Annotated in this window: 12 protein-coding genes; 9 read left to right on the top strand and 3 right to left on the bottom strand. The window is 67.6% G+C overall.

The window, feature by feature from the left end:
• The first annotated feature begins 45 nt into the window (after positions 1–45).
• From NJQ98_RS02145 to trmB, 5 genes are all read left to right on the top strand, one after another.
• The gene (locus NJQ98_RS02145) at positions 46–1,677 is read left to right on the top strand and encodes an SLC13 family permease (protein ID WP_262175229.1); all 1,632 of its coding nucleotides are present in this window, start codon (positions 46–48) and stop codon (positions 1,675–1,677) included.
• A 20-nt stretch (positions 1,678–1,697) separates the two neighbouring features.
• Entirely contained in the window at positions 1,698–2,915 is a 1,218-nt protein-coding gene (locus NJQ98_RS02150) for an MFS transporter (protein WP_262175230.1), read from the top strand.
• A 98-nt stretch (positions 2,916–3,013) separates the two neighbouring features.
• Positions 3,014–5,281, top strand: coding sequence for an NADP-dependent malic enzyme (locus NJQ98_RS02155; protein ID WP_262175231.1), 2,268 nt, complete (start codon positions 3,014–3,016; stop codon positions 5,279–5,281).
• Between the two features lie 129 nt (positions 5,282–5,410).
• A complete protein-coding gene (locus tag NJQ98_RS02160) occupies positions 5,411–5,854 on the top strand; it encodes a universal stress protein (RefSeq protein ID WP_262175233.1) in 444 nt (147 codons plus the stop codon).
• Positions 5,855–5,884: 30 nt separating this feature from the next.
• Positions 5,885–6,937, top strand: coding sequence for an HTH-type sugar sensing transcriptional regulator TrmB (gene trmB / locus NJQ98_RS02165; protein WP_262175234.1), 1,053 nt, complete (start codon positions 5,885–5,887; stop codon positions 6,935–6,937).
• Between the two features lie 215 nt (positions 6,938–7,152).
• Here the strand turns inward: trmB and katG are convergent, their stop codons facing one another.
• Positions 7,153–9,285: a catalase/peroxidase HPI gene (gene katG / locus NJQ98_RS02170; protein ID WP_262175237.1), complete on the bottom strand. Its 2,133-nt coding sequence runs from the start codon at positions 9,283–9,285 to the stop codon at positions 7,153–7,155.
• A gap of 229 nt (positions 9,286–9,514) precedes the next feature.
• Between katG and NJQ98_RS02175 the strand changes: the two genes are divergently transcribed.
• Complete coding sequence (locus tag NJQ98_RS02175) at positions 9,515–11,005, top strand: carboxypeptidase M32 (RefSeq protein WP_262175238.1); 1,491 nt, start codon at positions 9,515–9,517, stop codon at positions 11,003–11,005.
• Between the two features lie 81 nt (positions 11,006–11,086).
• Positions 11,087–12,073: a methyl-accepting chemotaxis protein gene (locus NJQ98_RS02180; RefSeq protein ID WP_262175240.1), complete on the top strand. Its 987-nt coding sequence runs from the start codon at positions 11,087–11,089 to the stop codon at positions 12,071–12,073.
• A gap of 49 nt (positions 12,074–12,122) precedes the next feature.
• On the opposite strand, the gene NJQ98_RS02185 is transcribed toward NJQ98_RS02180, so the two are convergent.
• Entirely contained in the window at positions 12,123–12,665 is a 543-nt protein-coding gene (locus NJQ98_RS02185) for a DUF3592 domain-containing protein (RefSeq protein ID WP_262175243.1), read from the bottom strand.
• Positions 12,666–12,768: 103 nt separating this feature from the next.
• Between NJQ98_RS02185 and ubaA the strand changes: the two genes are divergently transcribed.
• Positions 12,769–13,575, top strand: coding sequence for an SAMP-activating enzyme E1 (gene ubaA, locus NJQ98_RS02190; RefSeq protein ID WP_262175244.1), 807 nt, complete (start codon positions 12,769–12,771; stop codon positions 13,573–13,575).
• Between the two features lie 74 nt (positions 13,576–13,649).
• Positions 13,650–14,012 carry a DUF5658 family protein gene (locus NJQ98_RS02195; RefSeq protein WP_262175248.1) on the top strand — a complete coding sequence of 121 codons (363 nt, stop codon included), beginning with the start codon at positions 13,650–13,652 and terminating at the stop codon, positions 14,010–14,012.
• Here the strand turns inward: NJQ98_RS02195 and NJQ98_RS02200 are convergent.
• A complete protein-coding gene (locus NJQ98_RS02200) occupies positions 14,009–14,920 on the bottom strand; it encodes an ABC transporter substrate-binding protein (RefSeq protein ID WP_262175251.1) in 912 nt (303 codons plus the stop codon). The two genes, NJQ98_RS02195 and NJQ98_RS02200, sit on opposite strands and share 4 nt — an antisense overlap.
• Positions 14,921–15,007 lie beyond the last annotated feature (87 nt).

Below are 15,007 nucleotides of genomic sequence, written 5' to 3' on the forward strand. Positions count from 1 at the left end.
CTCCACAAAGCTTAATAGCCGCGACTGGAGATTACGGCTGTATCAATGATACACCGCAATCTGAGCGAGGCACAGCAACGATTAGTGAAATTCGCCATCGCTTCTCTCGGGGCGATACTCATCGCGGCCGCCCCGTCTCCGTCCGGGCTCTCGCTGGCCGGACAGTACACGCTGTCGACGATGTTCTTCGCCGGGTTCCTGTGGGTGACGGGGGCGCTGCCGCTGGCCGTGACGGCGCTGTCTATCCCGGTGTTGCTCACCGCCACCGGCGTCTACGACGACATGGACGCGGCCCTTACGGGGTTTGCCGACCATCTCATCTTCCTGTTCATGGCCGGCTTTATGCTGGCAAACGCCCTCCAGAAGTACGACATCGACCGCCGGATTGCGCTGTACACCATGGCGAAGATGGGGAGTTCACCGCGTCGCCTGATCGGTGCCGTCATGATCTCCACTGCGGGGCTGTCGATGTGGGTCTCGAACACGGCGACCACCGCCATGATGACGCCCATCGCCGTCGGCGTCCTCACACAGGTGCTCGGCAGTGAGAGTGTCGCAGCCGTCGGGGACGAGTCCCCGGACGACGCCGCCTCGGGGGCGATGACGGACGGCGGGTTCGGAACCGCCGGCATCGAAACCGCGGACGACTTCACCAACATGCAGATCGGGATGTTGCTCGGGACGGCCTACGCCGCCAGTATCGGCGGCGTCGGGACGATAATCGGCACCCCGCCCAACGCCGTGCTCGTCGGGCAACTCAATGCGATCCTGAACTACGAGATCGGCTTTGCCGACTGGCTGCTCATCGGGCTGCCAGTGGTCTTCGTCACCTTGCCCATCGTCTGGTATCTCCTCACCTTCGTCCTGTACCCGCCACAGATCGACAACGTCGACGAGGCACAGGCACAGGCCCAGGCGTACCTCGACGAGGAGGACGATCTCGACCCGCGAGGTCGCCGCGTCGCGGTCATCTTCGGCGTCACGGCCGGTCTCTGGGTGCTGGGCGGTCTCGGGACGTTCCTGGAGCCGTATCTGCCGAGTGCGTGGATGACCACGCTCTTCGGCGGTAGCGGGATGACGGTGTTCGGACTCGAAGGCCATCAGGGCATCCTCTACTACGTGATGGTCGGTGTGATGGCCATCCCCGCGCTCGTGCTGGCCGACACCATGGAGTGGGACGAACTCGTCGACATCGACTGGGGGACGCTCCTGCTGTTCGGCGGTGGTATCGCGCTGGCCGATGCGCTGGCGAACACCGGCACGACGGAGTGGATCGCCAACACGGTGTTCAGCGGGCTCACCGGGATGCCGATCGTGCTCATCATCGCCGCCGTCGTGCTCCTGGTCGTGTTCCTGACCGAGATGACCTCGAACACCGCGACGGCGACCATCCTCGCGCCGATACTCATCGGCCTCGGAAGCGTCTTCGCGGCCACCGTCGGCCTGACGGAGTTCAAGACGGCCATCTTCCTCTCGGTCGCCGGCACGATTGCGGCCAGCTTCGCGTTCGCGCTCCCCGTGGCGACCCCGCCGAACGCTATCGTCTTCGGGAGCGGGTACATCAAGCAAAGCCACATGTTGCGAACCGGCATCATCCTCAACATCCTCATGACGGCGGTGCTGACGGGGCTTATCTGGCTCCTGTTTACCTTCGTCTGGCCGATGTTCCTCTGGTGATACGACGATAGCTATCCGATATGAACCAGTACCGAACGATTTCGCTCGTCTTCCTGTGGCAACTCGCCGCGAGTATCTGTTACTACGCTGTCTTCGCCGCCACGCCGTTTCTCCGCGACGAGTTCGGGCTCACCGGGACGACGGTCGGTCTCGTCGTCACGGTGCTCACGCTCGGGTACGCGGTGTTTCTCCTCCCGCTGGGCGCGGTCACGGACCGCTACGGCGAACACAAGGTCCTCACGGTCGGGCTTCTCGGCCTCGCTGGGGGCGCGTTGCTCGTCCCGCTCGCGGGTACGTACGCGGTGCTCCTGGGGAGCGTCTTCGTCCTCGGCGCTCTGTACGGGACGGCGATACCGGGCACGAACAAGGCGATATTCGGCAACGTCCCCGTCGGTCGGCAGAACCTCGCGACCGGAATCAAGCAGGTCGGCGTCACGGCGGGCAGCGGCGTCAGCGCGGTGCTGCTGACGAACGTGGCCGCGGTTCTGTCCTGGGAGGCCGGGTTCCACGCCGCCGCGGTGCTCGCCGTCGCGGTCGCGCTGCTCTTTGCGCTCGTCTACACTCCCGCGACGACGGACCGAGCGACGGAGTTCCCCGACTTCCGCGTCCTGTTTCGAAACCGGGCGTACCGGTCGCTCTGTCTCGCCGGGTGGTTCCTCGGCGCCGCGCTGTTTACCACCGTGGGCTACACGATAATCTACCTCGAGGAGTCCATCGGCCTGTCGGTCGCACTCAGCGGGCTCGTCCTCGCCGGGCTACAGGTGTCCGGGAGCGCGGGCCGCATCGTCACCGGCTGGCTGAGCGACGCGCTGCCCGGCGACCCGCGCCGACGTATCGGGGGGATTCTCCTCGCCCAGGCGCTCGGGAGCGCCGTGCTGTTCGTGACCGTCGCATTCGTCGACCAGCGGCTCGCGGCTATCGTGGCGTTCGTCACCCTGGGATTCTTCATTCTGGGCTTTACCGGCGTCTACTACTCCTGTATGGCGACGATCGTCCCCAACGAGAAGATGGGCGGTGCGACGGCCGGCGGCCAGTTGGCACTCACGTCCGGGGCGCTGCTCGCACCGCCGGCCTTTGGCTTTCTCGGGGAGTCTATCGGCTACCGAGCGAGCTGGCTGTTGCTCGCCGGCATGACGGCTCTCTCCTCTGTTTTCGTCGTCCGAGTCGTTCGCACACCCGAACCGAACGCCGCTGAGTGCGGCGACACGCCCTCCTGCAGCAGTTCGTCCGATGACTGATACGGCTCGGCGTGGTAACCGCCGGCTGGAAACGACGATAGCGGAACGAAACTACGGCAACCGATTTGTGGACCCGATTCACAACGGAGACAAACACAATGACACTCGAAGAAGACGCACTCGACTATCACCGGCGGCCGCCGTCGGGCAAGGTAGAGATCTCGACGACCAAATCGACGAGCACGCAGCGGGACCTCTCGCTGGCGTACTCGCCGGGCGTCGCGGCGCCCTGCCGGGAAATAGACGAGGACGGGACCCGGGCGTACGACTACACGGCGAAGGGGAACCTCGTCGGCGTCGTCTCGAACGGGTCTGCCGTCCTGGGGCTCGGCGACATCGGCGCGCAGGCGTCGAAGCCGGTGATGGAGGGCAAGGGCGTCCTGTTCAAACGGTTCGCCGACATCGACGTCTTCGACATCGAACTGGAGCTAGACGACCCCGACGCGTTCGTCCAGGCGGTGGCGGGCATGGGGTCGACCTTCGGCGGCATCAACCTCGAAGACATCAGCGCGCCCGACTGCTTCGAGATAGAACAGCGCTTGCGCGAGCAGATGGACATCCCCGTCTTCCACGACGACCAGCACGGGACCGCAATAATCTCGGGCGCGGCGCTGCTCAACGCGGTCGAAATCACCGGGAAAGAGCTGTCGGACCTGCAGGTCACGTTCGCCGGAGCAGGCGCGGCCGCGACGGCGACGGCCCGGTTCTACGTCTCGCTCGGGATTCCGCGCGAGAACATCACGATGTGTGACGAACACGGGATTCTCTCCGAGCGACGCGCCCGCGCCGACGAGCTCAGCGAGTACACCGAGCCGTTCGCACAGGGCGTCGACGACGGGGCGCTCGCGGACGCGATGGCCGGCGCGGACGTCTTCGTCGGGCTCTCGGTGGGCGGCATCGTCAGCCCCGAGATGGTCCGGTCGATGGCCGGAGACCCAGTCATCTTCGCCATGGCTAACCCGGACCCCGAAATCGAGTACGAGACGGCGAAATCGGCCCGCGACGACACCGTCATCATGGCGACGGGGCGCTCGGACTACCCCAACCAGGTCAACAACGTCCTCGGCTTCCCGTTCATCTTCCGCGGCGCGCTCGACGCCCGTGCCACCGAAATCAACGAGCCGATGAAACGAGCGGCGGCGGAGGCGCTCGCGGACCTCGCCCAGCAGGACGTCCCCGACGCGGTGGTCAAGGCCTACGACGACGACGTGTTGCAGTTCGGCCCCGACTACCTCATCCCGAAACCGCTCGACCAGCGGGTCCTCTACGAGGTGACGCCGGCCGTCGCGGAGGCGGCGATGGAGAGCGGCGTCGCGCGCCGCGAGCTCGACCTCGACGACTACCGCGAGCAGCTGGAGGCCCGGCTCGGGAAGTCCCGGGAGATGATGCGGGTCGTCCTGAACAAGGCGAAGTCGGACCCGAAACGCGTCGCCCTCGCCGAGGGGGAAAACGAGCGGATAATCCGGGCGGCGAGCCAGATGACCGACGAGGGCATCGCCGACCCCGTCCTCGTCGGCGACGAGTCGGAGATTCAGCGGACTGTCGACGAGCTCGGCCTGGACTTCGACGCGGCCGTCGCCGACCCGAGCGACGCCGAGTGGGACCACTACGCCGAGGAGCTCCACCGGCGCCGTCGGCGGAAGGGACTCACGCAGGGGGAGGCGGCCGAACTCGTCAGCAGCGACCCGGACTACTTCGCCAGTATGATGGTCGAGATGGACGACGCGGACGCGATGCTCAGCGGGCTGACCCATCAGTACCCGTCCGCACTGCGGCCGCCCCTGGAGGTCATCGGCACCGCCGACGACGCCGACTACGCCGCCGGCGTCTACATGCTCACCTTCAGGAACCGGGTCATCTTCTGTGCGGACACGACCGTGAACCTCGACCCCTCCGCCGAGGTGCTCGCGGAGGTGACCAAACACACCGCGGAGCTGGCCCGCCGGTTCAACGTCGAACCGCGCGCGGCGCTGCTCTCGTACTCGGACTTCGGCAGCGTCGACAACGACGGCGTCGCGAAACCGCGAAACGCCGTCTCGATGCTCCGCGAGGACCCGCAGGCCGACTTCGACGTCGACGGCGAGATGCAGGCCGACACCGCCGTCGTCGAGGAGATGCTCGCCGGCACCTACGGCTTTGCCGACCTCGACGGGCCCGCGAACGTCCTCATCTTCCCGAACCTCGAAGCCGGCAACATCGGCTACAAGCTGCTTCAGCGGCTCGGCGGCGCGGAGGCCATCGGCCCGATGCTCGTCGGGATGGACAAGCCGGCCCACGTCCTCCAGCGCGGCGACGAGGTCAAGGACATCGTCAACCTCGCCGGCGTCGCCGTCGCCGACGCGCAACAGCGGGACAGCGACGAATAGCTCCGCCCCGGAGACTGTCGCGCCGGTAGTCACGAACGGCGGTCCGGATGCGCGCGGAATTCCCCGCTCTGCGGGCCAGCGAGCGGAGATACCGGTACGTTTACAATCGGAGGTGTGTATCAATGATACATGGCGCTCGAAACGGTACTCCTCGTCGGTCGGCCCGGTGACGAGGGGCACGGCACGAAGCTCGCAGAGGCGGCAACTGACATCGCGAAGCCGGCGAACGCTCGCGTCATCGTCGGCCAGATATTCACCGACGACGAGTACGAGAACGCGCTCGCCAGCCTGGGTCTCACGGACGAAGTCGGGGACCTGTCCGCGGAGATAGCGCGCGAACACGGGATATTCAGCTCGATGACCGCCGAGCTCGACGAGGCGGGCGTCGACTACGAACTGCGAACGGCCGTCGGCCAACACGCAAACAGCATCGTCGACATGGCGGCCGACGCGGACCTCGTCATCATCGGCGGCGCGAAGCGGTCGCCGGCGGGGAAAGCCGTCTTCGGGTCGTCGACCCAGGACGTCCTCCTCGAAGCGCCCTGTCCGGTAGTGTTCGTCCGGCGAGAATGACCGGCGTCGTGCTCCGACCGCCCGCCCCCCATGGCAGCTGACGACCTGGAGGCGGCGCTGGACGGGGTCATCGCGCGGTTCGACCTCGGCGAGTACGAGATAACGGCGTATCTGGCGGTCCTCCAGCACGGGGAGCTGACCGCGTCGGAGATAGCCGAGCGGACAGACATTCCCCAGCCGCGGGTGTACGACACCGTCCGGAGCCTGGGCGATGTCGGCCTGGTCGAACTCAAGGAGGCCCGGCCGATGAAGGTCCTCGCTATCGACCCGCGGGAGGCGTTTGCCGACTTTCAGGCGTCGCTGGACGAGCTGGTCGAGGGCCTCTCGGCGCGCTACACCGCCCCCGCCAGGGAACCCGAAGCCGTCTCGCTCGTCAAGTCCCGTCCCACCATCCTCCGCTATCTGGAGGACATCGTCGACGCCGCCGAGTACGAACTCCAGCTGTCGCTGACGCCCGCTCTGCTCGCCCGCTTCGAGGGCGCGCTACGGCGTCGGGAGGACGACGGCATCGCCACGGAAATCCTGCTGTCGCCGGCCGCCGACGCGCCCGACCCCGACACGTTCGATTACGATGCCGTGGCGACCACGGTGAAGGGGCGCCGGGGCATCACGACGCCGGTGGTGGCCGTCGCCGACGGGGACTACTCGATGTACGCCACCCGTGAGTCGGTTCGGGGCGACAACGACCGGTACGGCGTCGTCTTCAACCGGACGGAGCTCGGCTTTCTCGTCTCGGCCTTCCTCAACACCGTCCTCTGGACGACGGCGGAGACCATCGCAAGCGACGGGTCCGAACTCCCGTTTCCGCGGCGCTACGGCACCATCCGTCGGTGTATCTCCGACCTGGCCGCGCTGGAGGGGGAGTTCCACGCGACCATCGAGGGGCGAAACGTCGCGACCGGCGACGACTGGGTCGTCGAAGGGCGGGTCGGAACGGTCTCGTTCGGTCCCAATCGGTCGGTGGCGACGCTGGTCGTCGAGACCGAGGACGGGCCGGTCGACGTGGGCGGGCAGGTCGCCGCCTACGAGGACATCGAGGCCTACGAGATTCGGGTCGGTCGGGACGCGCCGCCGGGCGTGTAGCGCCCCCGACTCGCCACGTACTGACTCCGGGCCATCCGAAAAGTGAGACAGCAGTTTCGTGCCGCGGTCTTGCTTCGTGTATCCGCCGCGCCGTCATCGCGGACAGGTGGTCATGAACTGCCCGACAGCGTCTACGGGCCCACGCTTACCAACGCCGCCGGCTCCGCCGCGACGGACGCTCGGAGCCGGAAGACAGCACGGAGCCGAGACGACGCTTACTCGAGGTCGAAGCGGTCGAGGCGCATCACTTTGGCCCACGTCTCCGCGAAGTCGCGGACGAACTTCTCCTCCGCGTCGTCGGCGCTGTACGTCTCCGCGATAGCTCGAAGCCGGGAGTGAGAGCCGAAGATGAGGTCGATGCGGGTGGCCTCCCACTCGACTTCACCCGTGGCGCGGTCCCGACCCTCGTAGACGTTCTCCGAGACCTGCTCCCACTCCGTGTCCATGTCCAGCAGGTTCACGAAGAAGTCGTTGGTCAGCGTCCCCGGGCTGTCGGTGAAGACGCCGAAGTCCGAGCCCTGGTAGTTCGCGTCCAGGGCGCGCATCCCGCCGACGAGCACCGTCATCTCGGAGGGCGTCAGGTCCAGCAGGTCGGCCTTGTCGACCAGCAGCTCCTCGGGCGGCTGGTCGACGTCGTCCCGGATGTAGTTCCGGAACCCGTCGACCGCCGGCTTGAGCGCCTCGAAGGAGTCGGCGTCGGTCTGTTCGCTCGTGGCGTCCGTGCGTCCCGGGTCGAAGGGTATCGACACGTCGTAGCCGGCCTCGGCCGCCGCCTCCTCGACGGCCGCGTTACCGCCCAGCACGATGAGGTCCGCGAGCGAGACCTTCGTCTCGTCGTCCCGCGAGCCGTTGAACTCGGCCTGAATACCCTCCAGGGTCTCCAGGACGGTACGGAGCTGCTCGGGCTCGTTGACCTCCCAGTTCCGCTGTGGTTCGAGACGGATGCGGGCGCCGTTCGCGCCGCCGCGCTTGTCGCTGTCGCGGTACGTCGAGGCGGCCGCCCAGGCGGTCTTGACGAGCTGTGGACCGGTCAGGTCCGAGTCGAGGATATCGGACTTGAGGCGCTCGGCCTCCGCTTCCCCGATGAGGTCGTAGTCGGCGTCGGGCAGCGGGTCCTGCCACAGCATCTCCTCCTCCGGGACCTCGGGACCGAGGAACCGGGAGGGCGGGCCCATGTCGCGGTGGGTCAGCTTGTACCAGGCCTTCGCGAAGTTCATCCCGAACTCCATCGGGTTCTCCTGGAACTCCTCGATTATCTCGCGGTAGTCCGGGTCGCGCTTCAGCGCCACGTCGGTCGTGAGCATCATCGGCGTGACCGACTCCTCGTCGTCGTGGGCGTCCGGCGCGGCGCCTTTCAGCTCCTCGTCGACCGGTATCCACTGCCAGGCGCCGCCGGGGCCCTTCTGGGCCGCCCACTCGTACTCCAGCAGGTTGTCGATGTAGCCCATGTCCCAGTCGGTCGGCGAGGACGTCCAGGGGCCCTCGATGCCGCTGGTGATGGTGTCGCCACCCTTCCCGGAGCCGTGGTCGTTCTCCCAGCCCAGCCCCTGGGCCTCGATGGGCGCCGCCTCCGGCTCGGGACCGAGGTGCTCGTCGGGATCGTCCGCGCCGTGGACTTTCCCGAAGGTGTGGCCGCCGGCGATGAGCGCGGCCGTCTCCTTGTCGTTCATCGCCATCCGGGAGAACGTCTCGCGGATGTTCTTCGCCGACAGCTCCGGGTCGGGGTTCCCGTCGGGACCCTCCGGGTTCACGTAGATGAGCCCCATCACGGAGGCGCCGAGCCCCTTCTCTATCTCACCGGGCTCGTCGAATCGCTCCTGGGTGTCCATCTCGGTCTCGGGCCCCCAGTAGACCGACTCGTCGGGCTCGAAGTCGTCCTCGCGGCCGCCGGCGTAGCCGAACGTCTTGAACCCCATCGACTCGATGGCGACGTTCCCCGCAAGAATCATCAGGTCGGCCCAGGAGAGCTTGCGGCCGTACTTCTGTTTGATGGGCAGGAGCAGTCGGCGCGCCTTGTCGAGGTTCGCGTTGTCGGGCCAGCTGTTCAGCGGCGCGAAGCGCTGTTGGCCGCCGGCCGCGCCGCCGCGGCCGTCGGCGGTGCGATACGTGCCGGCGCTGTGCCACGCCATCCGGATGAAAAGCGGCCCGTAGTGGCCGTAGTCGGCCGGCCACCAGTCCTTGGAGTCCGTCATCAGCTCTTCGAGGTCCGCTTTCACCTCGTCGAGGTCGAGTTTCTGGAACTCCTCGGCGTAGTCGAAGTCGTCCATCGGCCCGGCGTCGCGGGCGTTCTGGTCGAGGATGTCGAGGCTCAGCTGGTTCGGCCACCACTCGTGGTTGGACCTGGTCACGCGAGGAATCCATCGCTTTAGACTATTAAAGTTATTCAAACGCGAATGATATTGTTCTCAGTTCCAAACAATTCTTTATCCATATGGAAAACAACTTCTCCAGTATCGGTCTACAGACCGGGGCAGTTCGTCTCCGGCCGAGCTGTGTCCTGGACTCCGTAGGGAGCCGGCTGTCGGAAGTCTTTCCGGCGGCAACGCGTCTATAGGCGTGCCAGTCTAACGCCCCGCCATGGCAACGACGACCGAGACCTACGAGCAGTTCCTGGAGCACGTCCGACAGCTCCACTACGTCTCCGACGCCGGCAGCGTCCTCCAGTGGGACCAGCAGGTGATGATGCCGAGCGGCGGGACGCCCGCCCGCGCCAAACAGTCCTCCGCCCTCTCGACGCTGCACCACGACCTGTTGACCGACGACCAGTTGGGCGAGTGGCTGGACGAACTCGACGGGGCCGACCTCGACGCCGAGCAGGCGGCCGTCGTCCGCGAGGTCCGCCGGGACCACGAGCGGGCCGTGCGAGTCCCCTCTGACCTCGTCGAGCGCATCTCGGAGGCCTCCTCGAACGCCCTTCCCGTGTGGGAGGAGGCCAAGGCCGAGGACGACTTCGAGATGTTCGCCGACACGCTCGAAGAGATGGTCGAGCTCCGGCGGGAGTACGCCGCCGCCATCGACCCCGACCGGGACCCCTACGAGGTCCTCTTCGAGGAGTACGAACCCTATCTCGGTGTCGACACCGCCGAGCAGGTCCTCACCACGCTGCGGGACGCGCTCGTTCCGCTCGTCGACGACATCGCCGACAGCGACGCGACGCTGGCCGACCCCTTCGAGGGGACCTACGACGACGACACCCAGCAGGCCCTCGTCGAGGACGCGCTGGACACGCTGGGATACGACTGGGACCACGGCCGGCTGGACACCGCGCCACACCCGTTCTCGACGGGGACGCAGTTCGACGCCCGCGTCACCACCCGGTTCAAGCCCGACGACCCGATTGACGCCGTCGGCTCGACCGTCCACGAGTTCGGCCACGCCACCTACACGCTCGGGCTCCCCCGCGAGGCGTACGGCACCCCGCTTGGCGACAACCGGGACCTCTCGGTCCACGAGTCCCAGTCCCGCTTCTGGGAGAACCACATCGGCCGAACCGAGGCGTTCTGGGACCACTTCGCCGACACGGCCAACGGCCACCTCGGTACCGACGCGACGCCGCGGGAGTTCTACGAGGCCGCCAACACCGTCCACCCGGACAACCTGATTCGCGTCGAGGCGGACGAACTCACCTACCACATGCACATCGTGTTGCGCTTCGAAATCGAGCGCGACCTGATTCGGGGCGACCTGGCCGTCGAGGACGTGCCCGCGGTCTGGAACGAGAAGATGGAGGAGTACCTCGGCGTCCGCCCGGAGACCGACGCGGCGGGCTGTCTGCAGGACATCCACTGGACCAACGGCGCCATCGGCTACTTCCCCACCTACACGCTCGGCTCGGTGCTGGCCGCCCAGCTGGACCACCACCTCCGGGCCGACGTGGGCGACGTGGACGCGCTCGTCCGCGAGGGCGACTTCGACCCGATTCACGACTGGCTCACCGAGAACGTCCACCGCCACGGCGCCCGCTACGAGACCGACGACCTCGTCCGGGAGGCCACCGGCGAGCCGTTCACCGCCGACCACTTCTTCGACTACGCCGACGCGAAGTACCGCGACCTCTACGACTGCTGATACGATTCCCCGGCCCGGTTTTCAGAACTGATTCCAGTAGGCACACTGCTTTTTATGTAGTCCCGCATTGGCAGTCATATCATGGCCAGAACGGACCCCGAGACAACGGGCGTCTCAGGAAGCGCCGACATCGACGACGATATCGACGCCGACATTCAGGACGATATCGCCGAGAACATCGACAAGCAGGCCGGCTACGACCACGAGAGCGCCAGCGAGATACAGACGCTGCTGGCCGAACTCGAGAACTCCTCGGTCGATATCGCTCGGGAGACGGCCGACATCCGCGAGCAGACGGCCGAACAGTACGAGGGGATGTCCGAGGTCGCAAGCGAGGTGTCGAACCTCTCGGCCTCCGTCGAGGAGATCGCCTCCTCCGCCGAGGAGGTGTCGGCGGCGACCCGCGAGGCGACCGAACTGGCCGAGCGGGGCCAGGAAAACGCCGACGACGTCCACGACGCGATGGAGGCCATCCAGGGGGCCGCCGACAGCGTCGCCCAGGACGTCCGCACCATCCAGCAGAGCGTCCGGGAGATAGACGAGATAGTCGAGGTCATCAACGACATCGCCGACCAGACGAACATGCTGGCGCTGAACGCCTCCATCGAGGCCGCCCGCGCCGGCGAGGCCGGCGAGGGCTTTGCCGTCGTCGCCGACGAGGTCAAGTCCCTCGCCGAGGAGTCCCAGCAGCAGGCGACCGCCATCGAGGGGATGATAGACGGCATTCAGGACGACACCGAGAACGCCGTCGAGAGCCTCGAAACGAGCAACGAACAGATAGACGACGGCATCGAGACCGTCGAGGAGTCGACGGAGATACTCTCGGACATCGACGACGCCGTCCGCGAGGTAAATCACGGCATCGACGAGGTCGCGACCGCCACTGACGAGCAGGCCGCGTCCACCGAGGAAGTCGCCAGTATGGTCGACCAGGCGACCGACGTCGCCGAGGAAATCGCGGACTCGACGGCCGACATCGCCGACGAGGCCGAGGGCCAGACCGACCAGATAGCCGACATTAACAAGCAGATGGACGACCTCGTCGCGGACCTCCAGCGCAACAACTGAGTACACGACGCCGACCGCTCCCGCTCGGCCCTTCGACGTACGGCCGGTGTCACGACAGCAGGTCACGAGCGCGGGCCTGCGCTCGCGCCTGGTAGAGCCCGATACCTCCGACGAGACAGACGACGAGTCCGACGACGAAGGCCCCGGTTGCCTGCCCCGACCGGGTGTCTTCGAGGAACGCCTCCCCCGGCGCCTCGGGGTCGACGTACGCGGTCACCTCCTCACCGACGGCGTACGCCGACACCCGCTCCTGTGCGGTCGCGTTGTCGTAGTACTGGGGCCGGGAACTGTCCGGATAGAGCCTGTCAGAGCTGTAGCTGGTCCCCCGAAAGCGGTACTGGAACCGTACGGTCGGGACGTACGTGTCCCTGCCCCGGGACCCTTCGACCCGTTCGACACCGACGTCGGTGACCTCGGCGGTGACCGCTACGTTGCCGTCCAGCCTCGCGGAGTCAGCCAGATACGTGTAGGCCCCCACGCCGACGAAAGCGAGACCGAACAGCAGGACGACGACGCTCATCGCCGTCCCCGGCTTCGGCGGCCGGACGGGGGGCCGGCCGGAGCCGCCCTCGTCGGTCCCGCTGCTTGCCATGCACCGGATAGGCGGTCGCGGAAAATAAACCCCGGCGCCGGTCGTGCGGGGCCGCTGCCGACCCATCCAGTCGTTTATACCCCCCGATGGCCAAGACGCCGCTATGCGACCGGACCTGGACCCCGAACAGCTCGACCGCTACTCCCGACACATCATCATGGACGACGTGGGGCCGGCGGGGCAAGCGGCGCTGCTTGACACCGCCGTTCTGGTGGTCGGCGCCGGCGGGCTCGGGTCCCCCGTCCTGCAGTATCTCGCGGCCGCCGGCGTCGGCCGGCTGGGCATCGTCGACGACGACCGCGTCGAGCGGTCGAACCTCCAGCGCCAGGTCATCCACGGCGACAGCGACGTGGGCCGGCCGAAAGTCGAGAGCGCCCGCGAGTTCATCGCCGACCGCAACCCCGACGTGACCGTCGACAGCCACGAGCTGCGCTTCTCGGCCGACAACGCCGCCGACCTCGTCGACGACTACGACATCGTCGTCGACGCGTCCGACAACTTCGCCACCCGGTTCCTGGTCAACGACGCCTGCACGCTCGCCGGCGTCCCCTTCTCCCACGGGGCCGTCTTCCGCTTCGAGGGGCAGGTGACGACATTCACCGGCGACGGCCCCTGCTACCGGTGTCTGTTCCCGAAGGCCCCGCCCGCGGGCACGGTCCCGGACTGCTCGACGGCCGGCGTACTCGGGGTCCTCCCGGGGACCATCGGCTGTCTGCAGGCCACGGAGGTCTGCAAGCTCGCGCTGGACTACGGCGACTCGCTCGACGGCCGGCTGCTGGCCTTCGACGCCGGCTCGATGTCGGTCGACGAGGTCCCCATCGCGCCGAACCCGGACTGCCCGGTGTGTGGCGACGACCCCGCTATCGAGGCCGTCGCCGGGGCGAGTTACGACGGCCGCTGTGAGCTGTAGCCGGATTTCAGTCCCGATAACCGGACGCGGACGTTTAGGGCCGGGAGCACACAACGGCCGGTAGAGCCCGCGCAATGTCCGCCCTGCCTTCCCCGCTGACGACGCGGCTGCAACGCCCCGATTACGTCGACCTCGTCTTCGGTATCGTGTTCGTCTGGGGGACCGGCGACCTGTTTTCCACCTTCGCCGCACTGTACGTTACCGGCATCGGCGCCGAGGCGAACCCGCTGATACGGACGCTGCTCGCCCACGACCCGCTCCTGGTCGTGGCGCTGAAAGGCGCCGTGATGCTCGTCGTCGGGCTCACTCTCGTCAGATACCGGGCCGCCGTCGAGCGGCTCCCGCGCTGGCGGCTGTGGCTCGGCGGTCTCATCGGCGTCGGTACTGTGGTCGTGGCGCTCAACCTCTACGTGGCGGTCGCGGCCGCCGGGGTCTAGGCCCGCAGCGGCGCCAGCTCGACCACCGCGTCCCGCGGCGGCGCGTCGAACAGGTCGGGGTGACAGAGCGCCGCCAGGTATTCGAGCGTGTCGACCAGCCGCGGGCCCGACCGGTTGACGTAGTGGTGGCCGTCGACGACGTAGGCCCGCCCCTCCCGCACCGCCCGGAGGTCGTCGAACTCCGGCCGGTCGGCCACGTCGGCGAGGTTCTCGCGGGTCTGGTCGATGTCGAAGCCACACGGCGCGGCCACCAGCACGTCCGGGTCGTAGGCCGTCACTTCGGCCCACTCGCGGGGCCGGGAGTGTGCGCCGCGGTCGGCCATGCCGTACTCGCCGCCCGCTCGCTCGACCATCCCCGGAACCCAGTGGCCCGCGACCATCACCGGGTCCAGCCAGTCCAGCACGGCGACGCTGGGGGTCGAATCGGCGCGGGCGGCCGTCGTCTCGACGGCGGCCACCCGCTCGCGGAGGGTCGCCACGAGGTCGGTCGCCCGCTCGTCGCGGTCGATAGCCGCGCCGATGCGATGGATGCTCTCGAAGAGGTCCGCCAGGCTGTGGACGTCGAGCGTCAGCACCTCGGTGTCCAGCCCCAGCTCGGCGACGGCGTCGGCCACCAGCACGTGGTCGACGGCACAGACGTCACACACCCCCTGCGTGACGATTACGTCGGGGTCGAGCGCCGAGAGCGTCCCGCGGTCGACCGCATAGACGCCGTCGCCGTCCTCGGCCGCGGCGACCTGCTCGTTTATCTCGCTGCTTGAGGCCTCGGGGTCCACCCGTGAGCGGTTGACCGCGGGCTGCTCGCGGGCCGCCGGCGGGTAATCACACTCGTGTGACACCCCGACCGGCTCGACCCCGAGCGCGTAGACGATTTCCGTCGCGGACGGCAGGAGCGTGACGACGCGCATGGCCGTGGTACGGTCGCCCGGACCTAAAGCCTCGCGTCGTCCGGTCACCTTCGTTACGCTTACACCCCGTGGCCGCGGAGTCGGCCG

This window comes from Haloarcula laminariae (assembly GCF_025457605.1).
GTDB lineage: Archaea > Halobacteriota > Halobacteria > Halobacteriales > Haloarculaceae > Haloarcula > Haloarcula laminariae.

Bases quoted from the DNA above. Each gene is read 5' to 3' on its own strand.
- ubaA (WP_262175244.1), top strand. From the start codon at position 12,769: ATGCGACCGGACCTGGACCCCGAACAGCTCGACCGCTACTCCCGACAC.
- NJQ98_RS02195 (WP_262175248.1), top strand. From the start codon at position 13,650: ATGTCCGCCCTGCCTTCCCCGCTGACGACGCGGCTGCAACGCCCCGAT.
- NJQ98_RS02185 (WP_262175243.1), bottom strand. From the start codon at position 12,665: ATGGCAAGCAGCGGGACCGACGAGGGCGGCTCCGGCCGGCCCCCCGTC.
- NJQ98_RS02200 (WP_262175251.1), bottom strand. From the start codon at position 14,920: ATGCGCGTCGTCACGCTCCTGCCGTCCGCGACGGAAATCGTCTACGCG.
- NJQ98_RS02175 (WP_262175238.1), top strand. From the start codon at position 9,515: ATGGCAACGACGACCGAGACCTACGAGCAGTTCCTGGAGCACGTCCGA.
- trmB (WP_262175234.1), top strand. From the start codon at position 5,885: ATGGCAGCTGACGACCTGGAGGCGGCGCTGGACGGGGTCATCGCGCGG.
- NJQ98_RS02160 (WP_262175233.1), top strand. From the start codon at position 5,411: ATGGCGCTCGAAACGGTACTCCTCGTCGGTCGGCCCGGTGACGAGGGG.
- NJQ98_RS02150 (WP_262175230.1), top strand. From the start codon at position 1,698: ATGAACCAGTACCGAACGATTTCGCTCGTCTTCCTGTGGCAACTCGCC.
- NJQ98_RS02145 (WP_262175229.1), top strand. From the start codon at position 46: ATGATACACCGCAATCTGAGCGAGGCACAGCAACGATTAGTGAAATTC.
- NJQ98_RS02180 (WP_262175240.1), top strand. From the start codon at position 11,087: ATGGCCAGAACGGACCCCGAGACAACGGGCGTCTCAGGAAGCGCCGAC.
- NJQ98_RS02155 (WP_262175231.1), top strand. From the start codon at position 3,014: ATGACACTCGAAGAAGACGCACTCGACTATCACCGGCGGCCGCCGTCG.